The organism is Pseudomonas sp. FW305-20, assembly GCF_058788075.1.
The window spans coordinates 376939-391331 of record NZ_JBYTAJ010000001.1 but is presented as its reverse complement, the minus strand read 5'-3'; the positions used below and the strand labels follow the sequence as shown (position 1 = coordinate 391331).

Below are 14393 nucleotides of genomic sequence, written 5' to 3'. Positions count from 1 at the left end.
GGACCGTTCACCCTTAAGGAGCACCACCATGCTTCACATCAGAACGCCCTTGATTCTGCATCCGGATCTGTCGACCCCGTCCCGCCGAATCTGGCTCAAACTGGAAAACCTGCAACCGAGCGGCTCATTCAAACTTCGCGGCATAGGGCTGTTGTGCAGCCAGGCGGCGGTGCAAGGGAAACGCAAAGTGATCTGTCCTTCCGGCGGCAATGCCGGGTTTGCCACCGCCGTGGCTGCCGCCAGCCTGGGGTTGAAAGCCTGCATCGTGGTGCCGAACACCACGCCGGAAACCACCCGTGCACGGATCAGGAAAACCGGTGCCGAGGTGATCGTCCATGGCAAGGTCTGGGACGAAGCCAATCTACGGGCCAAGGAACTCGCCCAGGGCGCGGACACCGAATACGTGCCAGCCTTCGATCACCCGGTGCTGTGGGAAGGGCACAGCACGATGGTCGATGAAATCCTCGAGGACTGTCCTCAGGTCGATGCACTTGTGATGTCGGTTGGGGGCGGAGGCTTGCTGGCGGGGATTCTCACCGGATTGATCCGCCACAAGCGCATGGACTGCCGGATCATCGCGTGTGAAACCCAGGGTGCCGCGTCTTTTGCCGCCGCTGTCAGCGCCGGACATCCGGTGGTATTTCCCCGGATCGATACGGTCGCCAAGTCGCTCGGCGCTACGTTGGTGGCTGCCTGGCCGGTGCAGCACATCCTCGATTTCCCGCATGAATGTGTCGTGCTCAGCGATGACGAGGCGATCATGGGCGTGGTGCGTTACGCCAACGACCTGCGTCAGTTGGTCGAGCCGGCGTGCGGCGTTTCGTTGGCGATTGGATACCTGGACCATCCGGCGATTGCCGATGCCCATGATGTAGTGATTGTGGTGTGTGGCGGCGTGAGCATCAGCGCGCAATTGGTGGCAGGTTGGGCGCGTTTCTCAGGTGCGGAAGCGAGGTAGGGCTGCACACGCTATCCGGGTGCCGCGAGCCCCACCGCTACTTTTTCAGCCTTTATTGACCTGCAGCTACGCCTTCCTGGACGAGGATTGCTCTGGCCAGGTCTTCGTCGCTGGCGTTGAGGCCGGGATTTTCCAGGCGAACCTGCTTTAAGTACGACTCCAGATAAGCACCCCGAATCGCGCCACCACTGGCGACGAAGCTGGTGGCGTCATCTCGGGCTGGAATCACCCGTTTGTCATCCTTAAAGGTCGAGTACAGCGATGCGGAGACCCCAGCCGAGGTGGCGACATCTTTTGCATCTACATCGGCCATGGCCGAACCAACGGGCAAACAAAGCACTAGTGAAGAGATGATAATCAGACGACGCATGACGGTGTCCTCGGAAAGCGTGAAGCAAAAAAGGAAGTACCTCATAGTCTAGGATGCGTGGCGGACGTCAGGAGTTCCCTGGCGAAGCGATATCAGTTCAACACTGATCTGGCCTAATGAATCTGGACAAGCTCACTCCCACAGGAAATGAGGTCAATCACACATTCTGCGGCCACCCGCGATCCAATGTGGGAGCGAGCCTGCTCGCGATAGCGGTGGGTCAGTCACCTTGATGTTGAGTTTGCCGAGGCCATCGCGAGCAGGCTCACTCCCACAGGGAATGAGGTTGGTCATACATTTTGCGGCCACCCAAGATCCAATGTGGGAGTGAGCCTGCTCGCGATAGCGGTGTGTCAGTCACGTTGATGTTGAAGGTGCCGACGCCATCGTCGGATCGCCGCCCGGAGCAAGCTTTGCTCCTACAGCAGTGGGATGCTGTAGCTCACGATCAAGCGATTCTGATCCTGGTTGCGGGACGCCTCGCTGTTGGACTTGCCGTTACGCCATCCGAACCCGACACCTTTAAGCGAACCTGACTGAATCACGTAGTCCAGCGCAATATCCCGCTCCCATTCCTTCTGGGTATCGCCAGAGGTCGTCTTGATGTTGTCCCCGCTGAGGTACATGACAGACGCTTTCAGTCCGGGCACCCCCATGGCGGCAAAATCGTAGGCGTATTGACCGAAGGCTGTGCGTTCCCCTGCGCGGGTGAAGGTTTGAATCAGTCGGTCGGTGTACAGGTAGACGCTGGAGCCGCCGGCACCCTTGTTGGCCAGGCTGCCTTGATTGAGCTGCGTGAAGTTGCTGCCGCTCGAAACGCTTTGATAACCCGCTGTGAGGCCATGGCCACCCACCGTATAAATCAGCGCGGCGCTCCAGGTTCGATTGTCGATCTCACCATCATTGCCCTCGGTGTAGCCGCTGATTTTGTAGCCTGACGTCCCCGAGCTGTTTGCACCGGATGAATCGGTCTTGAAGTAGCGCAAGTCGGTTTTCAGCGATTGACCTTCCGCGATCGCCAGCGTGTGGATCAGACCGAAAAACTGCTGGGTGTAGTAGTTGTCCAGGTTAGCGTAGTAATACTGGGCGGTCAGGTCCTTGGTGACTTTCCAGTCGCCGCCGGCGAAGTCGAACGCGTTGCTTTCACGAGTGCCGCCCGTGGCAGCCAACCCGGTCTGATCGCTTGAGCCCCGACCGGTGGCGTGTTCGATTCGGCCTGCGGTGAAGGTCAAATCCTTGAACTCGCCCGAGGTGATCTGGCCACCTTCGAAGGTCTGCGGCAGCAGGCGGCCGTCGTTGGAGACGAGGATGGGAAGCTTGGGCATCAGCGTGCCCAGGCGCAGTTCGGTTTTCGAGACCTTGACCTTGCCGGTCAACCCCAACCGGCTCCATTCGTCGACCGCGCTATTGTCGCTCTCTGAAGGAATCATCGAGCTGCCGACGTGCCGTCCTTTGCCACTGTCCAGCGTAATCCCCATCAGGCCCAGTGCGTCGACGCCAAAACCAACCGTGCCGTCGGTGTAGCCCGACTTGTAATCGAGCATGAAACCCTGCGCCCACTCTTCGGTTTTCGACGGCGCAGCCGTGCCGTCGCGGTTGTCGTTGTTGAAGTAGAAATTTCTCATTCCCAACGTGGCTTTGCTGTCACTCAGGAAGTCGGCGTGCGCCTGGGTGCTGAGTGCAATGGCACCCAATGCAAAGGTCACCGCCGTTTTCTTCTTGCTCATGTGAATCGCCCCTTTATTTTTGTAGTTTGAATTTGGGAGGGTGGCTCCCGCAGTAGCGGGTGCCGGCACGTTCGATGCCTGCGGGAGCGTTATTTGCCTGGCTTAAATACCCAACACATTGGCGCCGATGCACGGGTCAATCCCGCGTTCCAGACGACGTTGGTGCACGATCACGGTGATTTCCATCGAGCCGGTGGTGACTTCGAAGTCGAGGATGTGGCCGCCGTACGCTTGAAACGTGGCGTCACCGGCAACGCCGTGCATATGGATCGAAGGCTGGTCGTTCTTCCACGCCACCGAGCCGGTGACGCTGGCCATCTCGACACTGTTCAAGGTCTTGGCGTCGAAGTCTTTTTTGTCCTTGTTCCAGAAACCGAACTTCACATTGCCGAAGCCGATGCCGCTGATGGACGCGCTGGGGATTTTCTCGGCGATGGCCAGTTTGGTCAGTTCCTTGAAGGCGTTGTCGCCCATGCGCAGGACCATGAGGTAACCGGTGGGGGTTTTGGTGTAGCGCGGTGTGGCTTCAGTTACACATTGCATAGGGGCTGTCGTCGCGGCAGGAGCGGTTTCGGCAACGGCCAGTTGAGCGCCTGCGGTGTTGATCATCACGGCAGCGGTCACGGCCAGCATCAATTTGCAAAAGCGGTGTTTCCGGTGAAGTTGAACGTGCATGAGACTTCCTCTGTTTTTGTTGTTGTGTGGGTGAAGCGGTTTTTGGGACGAGCGAATCCGACGCCTGTTGTTCAACAGGCGCGGAAGTTGCTGACAGCGGGTGTTAGTTGAAGCCGGGTGACTTACAGCGCATCACGGCTGCTGACACCGTCCACCAGTCGGGCAATGCCCAGCGGGTTGGCGTTCTTCAGGGCGTCCGGCAGCAAGCTGTCGGGGCAGTTCTGATAACAAACGGGACGCAGGAAACGGTCGATCGCCAACGTTCCGACCGATGTACCGCGCGCATCCGAAGTGGCCGGGTACGGACCGCCGTGAACCATGGCATCGCAGACTTCCACCCCGGTCGGATAACCGTTGAACAGCACGCGACCGACTTTCTGTTCCAGCAGGGCCAGCACGTCGTTCAGGGTATTGAGCTCCGAATCTTCGACGATCAACGTAGCGGTCAACTGACCGCGCAAACCGTGCAGTGCCTGGAGCAATTCGGCGTGATCGGCGACCTCCACGACGATGGTGGTCGGGCCGAAGACTTCTTCCTGAAGCAACTCATCCCCGTTGATCAACAGGCTGACATCGGCCTTGAACACTTGCGGTTGCGCCTGATTGCCCTGTTGTGCGGTACCGGCCAGGTGCGTCATGCCAGGGTGTGCGTGAAGATTGTCCAGACCGTGGCAATAGCTTTTCAGCGTGCCAACATTGAGCATCGTTTGCGCTGATTGCTCGCCCATCAACCCGGTGAAACGTTCGAGGAAGGCCGTGAACTCTGGCGAACGAATGCCCAAAACCAAACCGGGATTGGTGCAGAACTGACCTGCGCCCAGGACCACGGAAGCGGCCAATTCGGCAGCGATCTTGTCACCGCGCGCCTTGAGTGCTTCGGGCATCAACACCACCGGATTGATGCTGCTCATCTCGGCGAACACCGGAATCGGCTGAGGCCGTGCCGCCGCCATGTCACACAAGGCCCGGCCACCGCGCAATGAACCGGTGAAACCTACCGCCTGAATCGCCGGGTGCTTGACCAATGCTTCACCGATGCTGCCGTAGAGCATGCTGAACACGCCATCAGGCATTCCGGTTTTCCTGGCCGCGCGAGTGATCGCATCGGCGACGTAATCGGCGGTTGCCATGTGACCGCTGTGGGCCTTGAACACCACCGGGCAGCCCGCTGCGAGGGCGGAGGCGGTGTCGCCGCCGGCGGTCGAGAAGGCCAGCGGGAAGTTGCTGGCACCGAACACGGCGACCGGACCGAGCCCGGTGCGGTACTGGCGCAGGTCGGGGCGAGGCAACGGTTGACGGTCGGGCAGCGCACGATCGATGCGCGCGCCGTAGAAATCGCCGCGACGCAGCATCGTGGCGAACAGGCGCATCTGGCCGCTGGTGCGTGCCCGCTCACCTTGAATACGGCCGGCGGGCAGGGCAGTTTCCCGGCACACCAGGGCGATGAACGAGTCGTCCAGCGCCTCAAGCTCAGTGGCAATCGCCTCCAAAAACTGAGCGCGTCGAGCGGATGAAAGATTACGAAAGATCGGGTAAGCCGTGGCCGCCGCTTCTGCGGCCGCATTCACTTCATCCGTGGTCGCCTGATGGAAGCGATACGGCAGTGCTTCGCCGGTATTGGCGTCGTGGCTTTGCAAGGTGCTCGAGCCTTTTGCCGAACGAGCGCCAGCGATGTAGTTGTGGCCTGAAACTTCAAACATGGGAACTCCTGAAAGGCTGTTCAAATGAGGGTCAAGTGAGCCGGTAAATGCGTCGGGCGTTGTCATGAAACAGGGCGAGCCGATCGGTCAGGGAGCGGTCGCTGACAATCGTTTTAAAGCCGTCGAAGATCTCGCTCATGCCGTTCACGACGCCGTCGACCGGGTAATTGCTGGCAAACGCACAGCGACTGACATCGACAATCGAAATCGCGTCGTTCACCACCACGCGGTTCGACTCGACGGGCCATGCCTCGCCGGGGACGCAAATGCCGGAAATCTTCAGGGCGACGTTCGGCTCCCGTGCCAGCAATGCGAGGTTTTCACGCCAGCCGGCCAACCCTTCTTGCGAACGATCAGCCGGCAGCGCCGTGTGATTGACCACAATGGTCACGTCGGGAAAGTCCCTCGCCAGCTCGGCCGCTTCCGGCAGATGCCACCACGGCGCCTGCAACTCGAAGTGCAGGCCGTTTTCAGCCAGTTGTGCGTAGCCCTCGCGCCAACGAGGGTCACGCATGGAGCCGGGCGCAACGAAATCTTCGCGCCAGGCTTCAAGGCGGGTGACCGCAGGTTTGTGGCGCACGCCGCGCACCAACGGATGATCGCCGTACAGCCGCAACAGGTCCGATGCGTCTTCACGATCCAGCCAAACCTGCGCCACCATCGCCGCCAGGGTCGGCTCGTTTTGTGCCAGCGACTCGACAAAACCCACCTCGTCGGCGGGCGTCGCAGGGTCCCATTCACCCTCGATAACGACGGTCTGCACGATGCGATGGTTGCCCGTCAGCCGGCGATAGTCTTCAGGCAGAAAGTTGCGGCAGATCGACGAGTAATCTCCATAACGAAACGGTCGCAACGGACGGTCGTTCAGCCACGGGTAGTAATGCTTTTCGATATCGAAATAGTGTTGATGAGCGTCGACGATGGGTAAGTCCGCATCCTCGCCGTTGGCCAGAAAGCGCGCACGCCAGTCGATCACGGAGGGGTTATCCATGCTGTTCCTCCAGACGATAAAAGCGTTGCGCATTGCCGGCGAACACCGCTTCCTGCACGGCACGCCCCAGTGGCGCGAGCATCGCGGCCACGCCATCGGCAATCGTGTCGTAGGACGCGCGCAATCCGGCGACCGGGAAATTGCTGGCGAACATGCAGCGCTCGGGGCCGAAGATCTCCAATGCGGTCAGCACCACGATCCGGTTGTCGTCGTAGTTCCAGAGCGAGTCTTTCAACCCGAACTCCGACAGCTTGATGTGCACGTTAGGCTGCAAGGCCAGTGCTTCCAGGCCTTTACGCCAGCGGCTCATGCCGTGCGGGCTGCGGTCCCAGGCGAAACCGGTGTGATTGAGGGCGATCTGGATGTGCGGAAACATCGCCGCCACTTCGGCGGCCTCGACCAGGTGCCACGGCGGCACGCGCAGGTCCCACGACAGACCGTGGTCAGCCAGACGCGAAAAGCCTTCCAGCCATTTCGGGTCTTGCATGGTGCCCCTGGCGCCGGCAATTGATACGTCTGGCGATGCCGAGGTCACCGGTTTGGAACGGATGCCTTTGACCAGCGGCCTGGCAGCCTGGGCCGCGAGAATGTCCGCGCTGTCCTCTCGGTCGAACCAGGCGTGGGCAACGATGGCATTCGGGAAGCCGTAACGGGCGTTCACCTGTTCCAGCCAGCGTGTCTCGGCGACTTGCTCATCGCGAGCCCGTTCGGCCTCGACATGCACCGTTCCCACCAACCGTTGTCGTTCGGTCAGGGCGAGAAAGTTTTCCGGCAAGAAATCACGGCACAGGCTGTGATAGTCACCGAGAAAAAAATCCTCGTGATAGTCGTCCTGCAGCCAGGGATATCGACCGTTGCCCAGGTCCCACAGGTGGTGGTGAGCATCGACAATCGGTAGCGCATCCTCGGGCGCAAGGTTCGATAAGCCATTGCGTTCGTGCAGCGTGATCATGACGTCGTCCTTGCTCAGCGCGACGCGGCGAATTGGGAAGGGCTGAGCACGCTGTCTTCGACTTCCCCTGCGGCGGCCGCCTCGGCCTTGGCCTGAACGCGGCTGCGCAGTTTGGCGACGTTCACCACCACCCGGGTATGCGCCGCCGTGGCCACCAGCTCGACGTCATCGCGAACTTCGACGTTGAAAGTGATGCTGCGACCCTCGATTCGGGTCACCGTGGCGACGATGCTGACCGACATGCCGAGCAACGTGGCGCCGACATGGCGGATGTCGACTGCTGCGCCGACGGTGTTTTCGCCCTCATCGAGGAAGGTGAGCAGGTAATCAAGGCAGGTCTGTTCGATGTCATCCACCAGCCGGGGCGTGGCGTAGATGCGTAAGTCCTCGCCCAGAAACGAGATGGTGCGTTCCCGGTCGACAATCAATCGACGCTCGGTGGCGATGCCGGCTTGCAGTGTGGAAAAGTTCATAAAAAACCTCGTGTTTGAGGGCCGACGGTCGGGCTTCTACCGTCGGCTGGAGTCAAAGGTGATTCAGGCAGTGGGCAGGAAACCGATGGAAATCCAGGGCACGGCGATCAGCACGCCCAAGGCGACAACGAGTGCGCCGAGATACGGCCAGACCCGGCGCATGGCGCCGCTGGGGTCGACCTTGGCGATGGCGCAGGCGGCGTAGAAACCCACCCCAAACGGCGGGGCGAACAAACCCAGGCCCATGGCGAAGATCGCGACCATGGCGTAATGCACGTCGTTGATGCCCATGTCTTTGGCAATCGGAAACAGCAGCGGCCCGAACAGCACGATGGCCGGGATGCCTTCCAGAAAACTGCCCAGAAGGATGAACGCCACGGCGGAGATGATCAGGAAGCCCATCGCGCCCCCCGGCACCGTCGACATCACCTGCGCCAACTGGTGCGAGAAGCCCGACTGGGTCAATGCCCAGGCCATGGCGGTGGCGCTGCCGATGATGATCAGGATCGCGCCGGACAGCGACGCGGTGCTGACCAGGATCGGATACAACCGGCGCCAGTCAAAGCAGCGGTAGCACAGCAACCCGACGATGAAGGTGTAGGCCACGCCGATGGCGGCGACTTCGGTGGCGGTCGCGACCCCTTCGACCACCGCGGTGCGGATCACGAAGGGCAGGGCCAGTGCCGGTAACGCGACCAGCAGCGAGTGGCCGATTTCCTTGCCGGAGGCGCGTTTACCGGTGGTGGCGTTGCCTTTGCGGTTTTTCCACCAGATCACCGCCGCCATGGCGATTGCACCCACCACCGCCGGCATGAAACCACCGGTGAACAGGGCGGAAATCGACACGCCGGTCACCGAGCCGATGGTGATCAGCACCAGGCTTGGCGGAATGGTTTCCGACATCGCCCCGGAGGCATTGAGCATCGCCACCAGTTCGTTTTCATCCTCACCGCGCTTCTTCATTTCCGGAAACAGCGCCGGCGCGATGGCGGCCATGTCGGCAGCCTTGGAGCCGGAAATGCCGGAGATCAGGTAGATGGCGCCGATCAACACATAAGACAGACCGCCACGGACATGGCCGATCAACGAACAGAGGAAGCGGATCATCGCTCGGGCCATGCCCATGGCCTCGATCAGTGCCCCCAAAAACACAAACAACGGAATGGCCAGCAAGATCAGGCTCGCCATGCCTTCGTCCATCCGGCCGACCACCAGGGTCAAGGGTGTGCCGGTCATGGTCGACAGATAAGCTACCGTGGCCAGGCCGAACGCCACCATGATCGGCACACCGATCATGATCATCGCCATCACACCGATCATGAAGAAAATGACCAGGTTCCAGTTACCCATCAGCAACATCCAGCCTTCTGCCACCCACAACAACGCAGCCAGGGAAGCCAACATCGCCACCGACACCGAGAAGTCGATCAACCGGGCGCTGGTCAGCAGACGCGCGACGCAGGTCATCAGCATCAGGCTCAGACCGACCGCGATGGCGGACACGCGAAAGGCGTTGGGGATTTCAAGGGCGGCGGTGGTGATGATCCACTCGTCGCTGACGTATTCCCAGGCCGGGGTGAACAGCAACCCGATGAACGCGATGACAATCACGGCGCCCAAGGTGTCGACAAAGGCGCGTTTTTCCAGCGGCAGCCTTCCGATGAACGACGTCAGGCGCATGTGCTCGCCTCGACGCATCGCCACCACTGAGCCGAGCATCGCCAGCCAGAGAAACAGCAGCGAGGCCAGTTCGTCGCCCCAGACAATGGGTTGATTGAGCACGTAGCGCGAGAACACATTGCAAAACAGCAGCGTGACTTCGACAACCACGAGCAACGCCGCGCTGCCTTCGGTCAGCCAGCGCAGCCCGGTGTCCAAGGCGCGACCGAGACGAAACGTGGTGGGGCGCGTGCTGAGTCCTTCAGCGGGAGAAACATCCGTCATTGGTATTTCGTTTTTCATGACCTTGTCTCCGGCTTAGGACAGTTGACCCGCGTACTGCTCCAGCAAGCTCCAGGCTTCAGTGCCGTACTTTTCTTTCCATTGGGTGTAAAAGCCTTTGGACTGCAAGTCAGTGCGGAACAATGAACGGTCGACTTTGTTGAAGGTGATGCCATGGGCGGTCAGGGACGGCTCCAGGCTGGCGTTGAGATCGATCACCTGTTGACGCTGGACCAGCGCCGCAGCGTTGATTTGCCGGGAAACGATTTCCTGCACGTCCGCCGGCAGTTTTGGAAAGGTCTTGCCCGAAGCGACGATCCAGAAACCGCCCCAGATGTGGTCGGTCATGGAGCAGTATTTCTGCACTTCATAGAAGCGCGCGGCTTCGACGACCACCAGCGGGTTTTCCTGGCCGTCGACCACTTTGGTCTGCAACGCCGAGTAGGTTTCGTTGATGCTGATGCCGGTAGGGGAGGCGCCCAGGGCGCTGAACATGGAGGTCCACAGCGGGCTGACCAGCACTCGCAGTTTGAAGCCGGCCAGGTCTTGCGGCGTGTAGATCGGCCGCGTCGAACTGGTGATCTGGCGGAAGCCGTTGTTCCAGACTTTCTCCATCGGGATCAGGCCGACCTTGGCGGTCTTGGCCCGTACGTATTCGCCCAGCTTGCCGTCCAGCGCGGCCCAGACACTGTCGTAGTCCTTGAACGCGAACGGCATGCTTTCAATCGACATGGCCGGCACCAGTGTGGAGAGAATCGCGCCTGGCAACGGAATGAAATCGACTGCCCCGGCGCGCACCTGGGAGAGCATGTCGGTGTCGCCGCCCATGGCGCCGTTGGCGTACACCTGCAGATCCACGGCGCCGTTGGTTTCGGTCTTGATGGCTAGCGAAGCCGCCTTCATCTGGATGTTCAGTGGATGGGTATCGGGCAGGCTGCTGGTGTAGCGCAACACGATGGGTTTGGTCGCGGCGAAGACGCTGGAGGGCAGCAGGTTGGCGGCGAAGGCACCGCCGACGGTGACGCCGGCAGATACCAGGAATGATCGGCGGCTGACGGCCTCGGTCAAGATACGGCTCATGATGTTCACCTTATTGTTTTTGTAGTTGTTCTAAAAAACAGCGGATCGTTAAAGCAAACGCTGCTCCTTGTGGGAGTGAGCCTGCTCGCGATGGCGGCGTATCAGTCGATACTTATGTCGCCTGACACGGCCTCATCGCGAGCAGGCTCACTCCCACAGTTTTTTTGCGTTACGCCAGTGCCACCACGGCCTGGCTTCGAATCAACTCGTCGATTTCATCTTCCGCGTAGCCGCTTTCTTTCAGCACTTCGCGGGTGTGTTCACCGAGCAGCGGCGCATGCCGACTGCTCGGCGGCGCGGCGTTGTCCATGTCGGAGAAGTGAATCGGCAAGCCCATGCCGCGTACCCGGCCTTCGGTCGGGTGTTGGGTCTCGACGACCATGCCGCGTGCTTCGGTTTGCGGATGGGCCAGCGCCGCGGCGATATCGAGGACCGGCCCGGCAGGCAGGCCGAGGCTGTCGAACAGCACCATCCATTCATCCGTGGTGCGCGCGACCAGGACTTCGTTGAGGATTTCCACCAAGGCCAGACGGTGCTCCATGCGCAACGCGTTGCTGGCAAAGCGTGGGTCGGCTTCGAGTTGTGGCACGGCGAGCGCCTCGACCAGCCGTTCGTAGTTAGCCTGGTTGGCGGCACCAATGTTGATCCAGCCGTCTGCGGTGCGGAACACCTGATACGGCGCGCTGGTGGAGTTGGCCGAACCCATCTTCGGCAGGATGGTGCCGTCGGCGAAATATGCCGCAGCCGGCCAGTACATCTGTTGCAGGCCGGCTTCGAACAGCGAGGTATCGACCATCTGGCCGAGGCCGGTTTTCTGTTTGGCGGCGTACGCCGCGCAGATGCCGAGAGCGGCGAGAATGCCGGAGTTGATGTCGGCCACTGGCGAACCGGCCTTGACCGGCTCGCGTCCGGCTTCACCGGTCATGCTCATCATGCCGCTCATGCCCTGGGCGATCAGGTCGAAGCCGCCTTTCTCGCCGAACGGGCCACTGCGGCCGTAGCCGGAGATCGCGCAGTAGATCAGCCCTGGATTGAGGGTTTTCAGCGTTTCGTAGCCCAGGCCGAATTTCTCCATGGTGCCGGCACGGAAGTTTTCCGTGACCACATCGGCGTCCATCAACAGGCGGCGCAATACGTCGCGCCCGCCCTCGGTTTTCAGGTTCAGGCCGATACCGCGCTTGTTGCGGTTCACCACCATGAACGAAGCCGATTCACCGCTGGCCATGATCGGCGAGAAGCGGCGCGAATCATCACCGCCCGGGACTTTCTCGACCTTCACCACGTCGGCGCCCATGTCGGCCAGCATCATTCCGCACACCGGGCCGGACATGATGTGAGCCAGTTCTACCACGCGCATTCCTGTCAGCGGTCCCATGTTATTTCCCCTTGAATTGTGGTTTGGCTTTCTCGATGAAAGCGCTCAGACCGATCTGAAAATCTTCGGTGTCGTAGCAGAAGTAACTCGCGTCAATCTGCTCGACGTTGGGTGCCACGCCGGCCTCAAGCTGACGTGCAGCCTGGCGATGCCAGCGGGCGACGAGGGGCGCTCCAACGGCGATGCGCCGGGCGGTGGCGAGGGTTTCGGACTCGACCTCGGCATCGGGTACGACGCGGGTCACGAGGTTTTTCACGTAGGCGTCGTTGGCGTCGAGAATGCGACCCTCAAGCAGAATTTCCAGGGTGGTCGAGCGCCCGGCCAGCGCCACCAGACCGGCCATTTCGTCATACGACATGACCAGCCCCAACTTGCCGACCGGCGCGCCGAAACGACTGGAGGTGCCGCAGATACGCAGGTCGCAGAGTGCGGCGATTTCCAGGCCGCCGCCGACACACACGCCATGGATCATCGCGATCACCGGGTGCGGGCAGTCGACAACCGCGCGCATGGCCGCCGAGGTCACTTCGGCATATTCCCGGGCTTGAGCCAGGTTGGCGCGCACGCTCGGGAACTCGCTGACATCGGCGCCAGCGGCGAAGGCTTGTTCGCCGGCACCGCGCAATATGACGCAGCGCACACTGGCGTCGGCGGACAACACGGTCATGGCATCACCCAGGTCCTGCCACATGGACAAGGTCAGGGCGTTCATTTTCCCTGGGTGGCTGAGGGTGACGGTGGCAAGGCTGTCTTGCCGGTCGATAAGGACGGTGGGCTTCATGATTGTTGCGCTGGCGTCGGTTCAACCGACGACGCGGCTGCCTCCTCATTTTTTATTGTTGGATAGCGACGGTTACAACGACTGCTCAAGCATCGACAGGTAGTCCGCGGACGATGCTTCGCGGGGGTTGGTCTTGTGGCTGTGATCGTGCAAGGCGCCTTCGACGATGCCGGCAAACAGGCTTTCATCGACGCCGATTTCGCTGAGGCGGGTCGGCAGGCCCAGGCGGCGGGTCATGTCCTCAATGGCTGTGCCGATATTGGCGCCGGCCTCGAGGCCCATGGCATGGCGCAGGCGTTCGAGCTTGCGTTCGTCGCGAACGGTCGGGGCGTTGGCGTTGAAGTCCACGACCGCTGGCAGAAAGATGGCGTTCAAAGTGCCGTGGTGCAGCTTCGGATTGATGCCGCCCAAGGCGTGGGACAGGCTGTGCACGCAGCCCAATCCCTTCTGAAAAGCGAGTGCGCCCTGCATCGACGCGCTCATCATGTTCATTCGCGCTTCGCGATCACCGGGTTCGGCGGTGGCGCGCTCGATGTGTTCCCAGGCACGCCACAGGCCGTCGAGGGCGATGCCATCCGCCGCGGGGTTGAAGGCCGGTGCCATGAACGTCTCGATGCAATGAGCGATCGCGTCCATGCCGGTGGCGGCGGTCAGCATCGGTGGCAGGCCCAGGGTCAGTTCCGGGTCGCAGATGGCCACGCGAGGCACTACGTAAGGTGAGATTACGCCCACTTTACGACCATCGTCGAGGATCAGGATGGCGCCTCGGCCGACTTCGCTGCCAGTGCCCGCCGTGGTGGGAATGGCGATCAGCGGCGCGGTGGCAGAGGTGATGCGATCCAGCCCGCCTTCGATCACCGCAAAGCTGTGCAGGGGACCGTCGTGCGTGGCGCAGACAGCGACGCCTTTGGCCAGATCGATGGAAGAACCGCCGCCGACCGCGATGATGCCGTTGCACTCGCCGAGGTGATAGTGCGCCACGGCTTCACGTACCGCGTGTTCGTTGGGGTTAGATGGGGTGGCGTCGAAAATCGAAGGAGGCAGGCTGGCGCCGAGGGCCGCGATGACCTTGTCGACGATGCCGGCATTGCGCACGCCGATGTCGGTAACAATCAGCGGCCGGGTAATGCCCGCGCGCCCGGCTTCGGCGGCCAGATGCTGCAGGCTGTCGTAGCCGAACTGGATCTTGGTGACGTAATTGATGAGGGACATGATTCACCACAAGTTATACAGGATTGTTATTGTTGCAATCGGTCTGCGGCAGGAAGGCTTTCGCTCTCTGGTCAAACCCATTGCATTGCCTGGTTGTGGGGTGGACTATAGGGCCGTCGTGGCGAGCCTCGATACTGACAACTTTCGATACCTCTATA

The 14393-nt window shown here is 61.1% G+C and carries 13 protein-coding genes; 1 reads left to right on the top strand and 12 read right to left on the bottom strand.

Annotated elements, in window-relative coordinates; genetic code table 11:
- Window positions 1-28: 28 nt before the first annotated feature.
- Window positions 29-958 carry a pyridoxal-phosphate dependent enzyme gene (locus AC3WP4_RS01820; protein WP_102614193.1) on the top strand — a complete coding sequence of 310 codons (930 nt, stop codon included), beginning with the start codon at window positions 29-31 and terminating at the stop codon, window positions 956-958.
- 52 nt (window positions 959-1010) lie between these two features.
- On the opposite strand, the gene AC3WP4_RS01815 is transcribed toward AC3WP4_RS01820, so the two are convergent.
- The 12 genes from AC3WP4_RS01815 to gbd form a co-directional block, all read right to left on the bottom strand.
- Window positions 1011-1328, bottom strand: coding sequence for a DUF2388 domain-containing protein (locus tag AC3WP4_RS01815; RefSeq protein WP_074880773.1), 318 nt, complete (start codon window positions 1326-1328; stop codon window positions 1011-1013).
- A gap of 419 nt (window positions 1329-1747) precedes the next feature.
- Window positions 1748-3055 (bottom strand): OprD family porin, encoded by a 1308-nt coding sequence (locus AC3WP4_RS01810; protein WP_102614194.1) that lies wholly within the window; start codon window positions 3053-3055, stop codon window positions 1748-1750.
- Between the two features lie 102 nt (window positions 3056-3157).
- The gene (locus AC3WP4_RS01805; RefSeq protein ID WP_074877920.1) at window positions 3158-3730 is read right to left on the bottom strand and encodes a PPC domain-containing DNA-binding protein; all 573 of its coding nucleotides are present in this window, start codon (window positions 3728-3730) and stop codon (window positions 3158-3160) included.
- 122 nt (window positions 3731-3852) lie between these two features.
- Entirely contained in the window at window positions 3853-5430 is a 1578-nt protein-coding gene (locus tag AC3WP4_RS01800) for an aldehyde dehydrogenase (NADP(+)) (protein ID WP_102614195.1), read from the bottom strand.
- Window positions 5431-5461: 31 nt separating this feature from the next.
- Window positions 5462-6421, bottom strand: a complete 960-nt coding sequence (locus AC3WP4_RS01795) for an amidohydrolase family protein (protein WP_074877916.1) — start codon at window positions 6419-6421, stop codon at window positions 5462-5464.
- Window positions 6414-7373, bottom strand: a complete 960-nt coding sequence (locus tag AC3WP4_RS01790) for an amidohydrolase family protein (RefSeq protein WP_102614196.1) — start codon at window positions 7371-7373, stop codon at window positions 6414-6416. Before AC3WP4_RS01790 ends, AC3WP4_RS01795 begins: the two co-directional genes overlap by 8 nt.
- A gap of 14 nt (window positions 7374-7387) precedes the next feature.
- Window positions 7388-7846: a thioesterase family protein gene (locus AC3WP4_RS01785; protein ID WP_074877912.1), complete on the bottom strand. Its 459-nt coding sequence runs from the start codon at window positions 7844-7846 to the stop codon at window positions 7388-7390.
- 63 nt (window positions 7847-7909) lie between these two features.
- On the bottom strand, window positions 7910-9808 hold the full coding sequence (locus AC3WP4_RS01780) for a TRAP transporter large permease (protein ID WP_074877910.1): 1899 nt from the start codon (window positions 9806-9808) through the stop codon (window positions 7910-7912).
- Between the two features lie 15 nt (window positions 9809-9823).
- Window positions 9824-10867, bottom strand: a complete 1044-nt coding sequence (locus AC3WP4_RS01775) for a TRAP transporter substrate-binding protein (RefSeq protein WP_074877908.1) — start codon at window positions 10865-10867, stop codon at window positions 9824-9826.
- A gap of 169 nt (window positions 10868-11036) precedes the next feature.
- Entirely contained in the window at window positions 11037-12242 is a 1206-nt protein-coding gene (locus AC3WP4_RS01770) for a CaiB/BaiF CoA transferase family protein (RefSeq protein WP_074877906.1), read from the bottom strand.
- Window position 12243: 1 nt separating this feature from the next.
- The gene (locus AC3WP4_RS01765) at window positions 12244-13023 is read right to left on the bottom strand and encodes an enoyl-CoA hydratase-related protein (RefSeq protein ID WP_074877904.1); all 780 of its coding nucleotides are present in this window, start codon (window positions 13021-13023) and stop codon (window positions 12244-12246) included.
- Between the two features lie 72 nt (window positions 13024-13095).
- Window positions 13096-14235: a 4-hydroxybutyrate dehydrogenase gene (gene gbd, locus AC3WP4_RS01760; RefSeq protein WP_102614197.1), complete on the bottom strand. Its 1140-nt coding sequence runs from the start codon at window positions 14233-14235 to the stop codon at window positions 13096-13098.
- Window positions 14236-14393 lie beyond the last annotated feature (158 nt).

What these genes read in the sequence shown, in the direction of transcription:
- AC3WP4_RS01820 (WP_102614193.1), top strand. Translation starts at nt 29, where the DNA reads ATGCTTCACATCAGAACGCCCTTGATTCTGCATCCGGATCTGTCGACC.
- AC3WP4_RS01815 (WP_074880773.1), bottom strand. Translation starts at nt 1,328, where the DNA reads ATGCGTCGTCTGATTATCATCTCTTCACTAGTGCTTTGTTTGCCCGTT.
- AC3WP4_RS01810 (WP_102614194.1), bottom strand. Translation starts at nt 3,055, where the DNA reads ATGAGCAAGAAGAAAACGGCGGTGACCTTTGCATTGGGTGCCATTGCA.
- AC3WP4_RS01805 (WP_074877920.1), bottom strand. Translation starts at nt 3,730, where the DNA reads ATGCACGTTCAACTTCACCGGAAACACCGCTTTTGCAAATTGATGCTG.
- AC3WP4_RS01800 (WP_102614195.1), bottom strand. Translation starts at nt 5,430, where the DNA reads ATGTTTGAAGTTTCAGGCCACAACTACATCGCTGGCGCTCGTTCGGCA.
- AC3WP4_RS01795 (WP_074877916.1), bottom strand. Translation starts at nt 6,421, where the DNA reads ATGGATAACCCCTCCGTGATCGACTGGCGTGCGCGCTTTCTGGCCAAC.
- AC3WP4_RS01790 (WP_102614196.1), bottom strand. Translation starts at nt 7,373, where the DNA reads ATGATCACGCTGCACGAACGCAATGGCTTATCGAACCTTGCGCCCGAG.
- AC3WP4_RS01785 (WP_074877912.1), bottom strand. Translation starts at nt 7,846, where the DNA reads ATGAACTTTTCCACACTGCAAGCCGGCATCGCCACCGAGCGTCGATTG.
- AC3WP4_RS01780 (WP_074877910.1), bottom strand. Translation starts at nt 9,808, where the DNA reads ATGAAAAACGAAATACCAATGACGGATGTTTCTCCCGCTGAAGGACTC.
- AC3WP4_RS01775 (WP_074877908.1), bottom strand. Translation starts at nt 10,867, where the DNA reads ATGAGCCGTATCTTGACCGAGGCCGTCAGCCGCCGATCATTCCTGGTA.
- AC3WP4_RS01770 (WP_074877906.1), bottom strand. Translation starts at nt 12,242, where the DNA reads ATGGGACCGCTGACAGGAATGCGCGTGGTAGAACTGGCTCACATCATG.
- AC3WP4_RS01765 (WP_074877904.1), bottom strand. Translation starts at nt 13,023, where the DNA reads ATGAAGCCCACCGTCCTTATCGACCGGCAAGACAGCCTTGCCACCGTC.
- gbd (WP_102614197.1), bottom strand. Translation starts at nt 14,235, where the DNA reads ATGTCCCTCATCAATTACGTCACCAAGATCCAGTTCGGCTACGACAGC.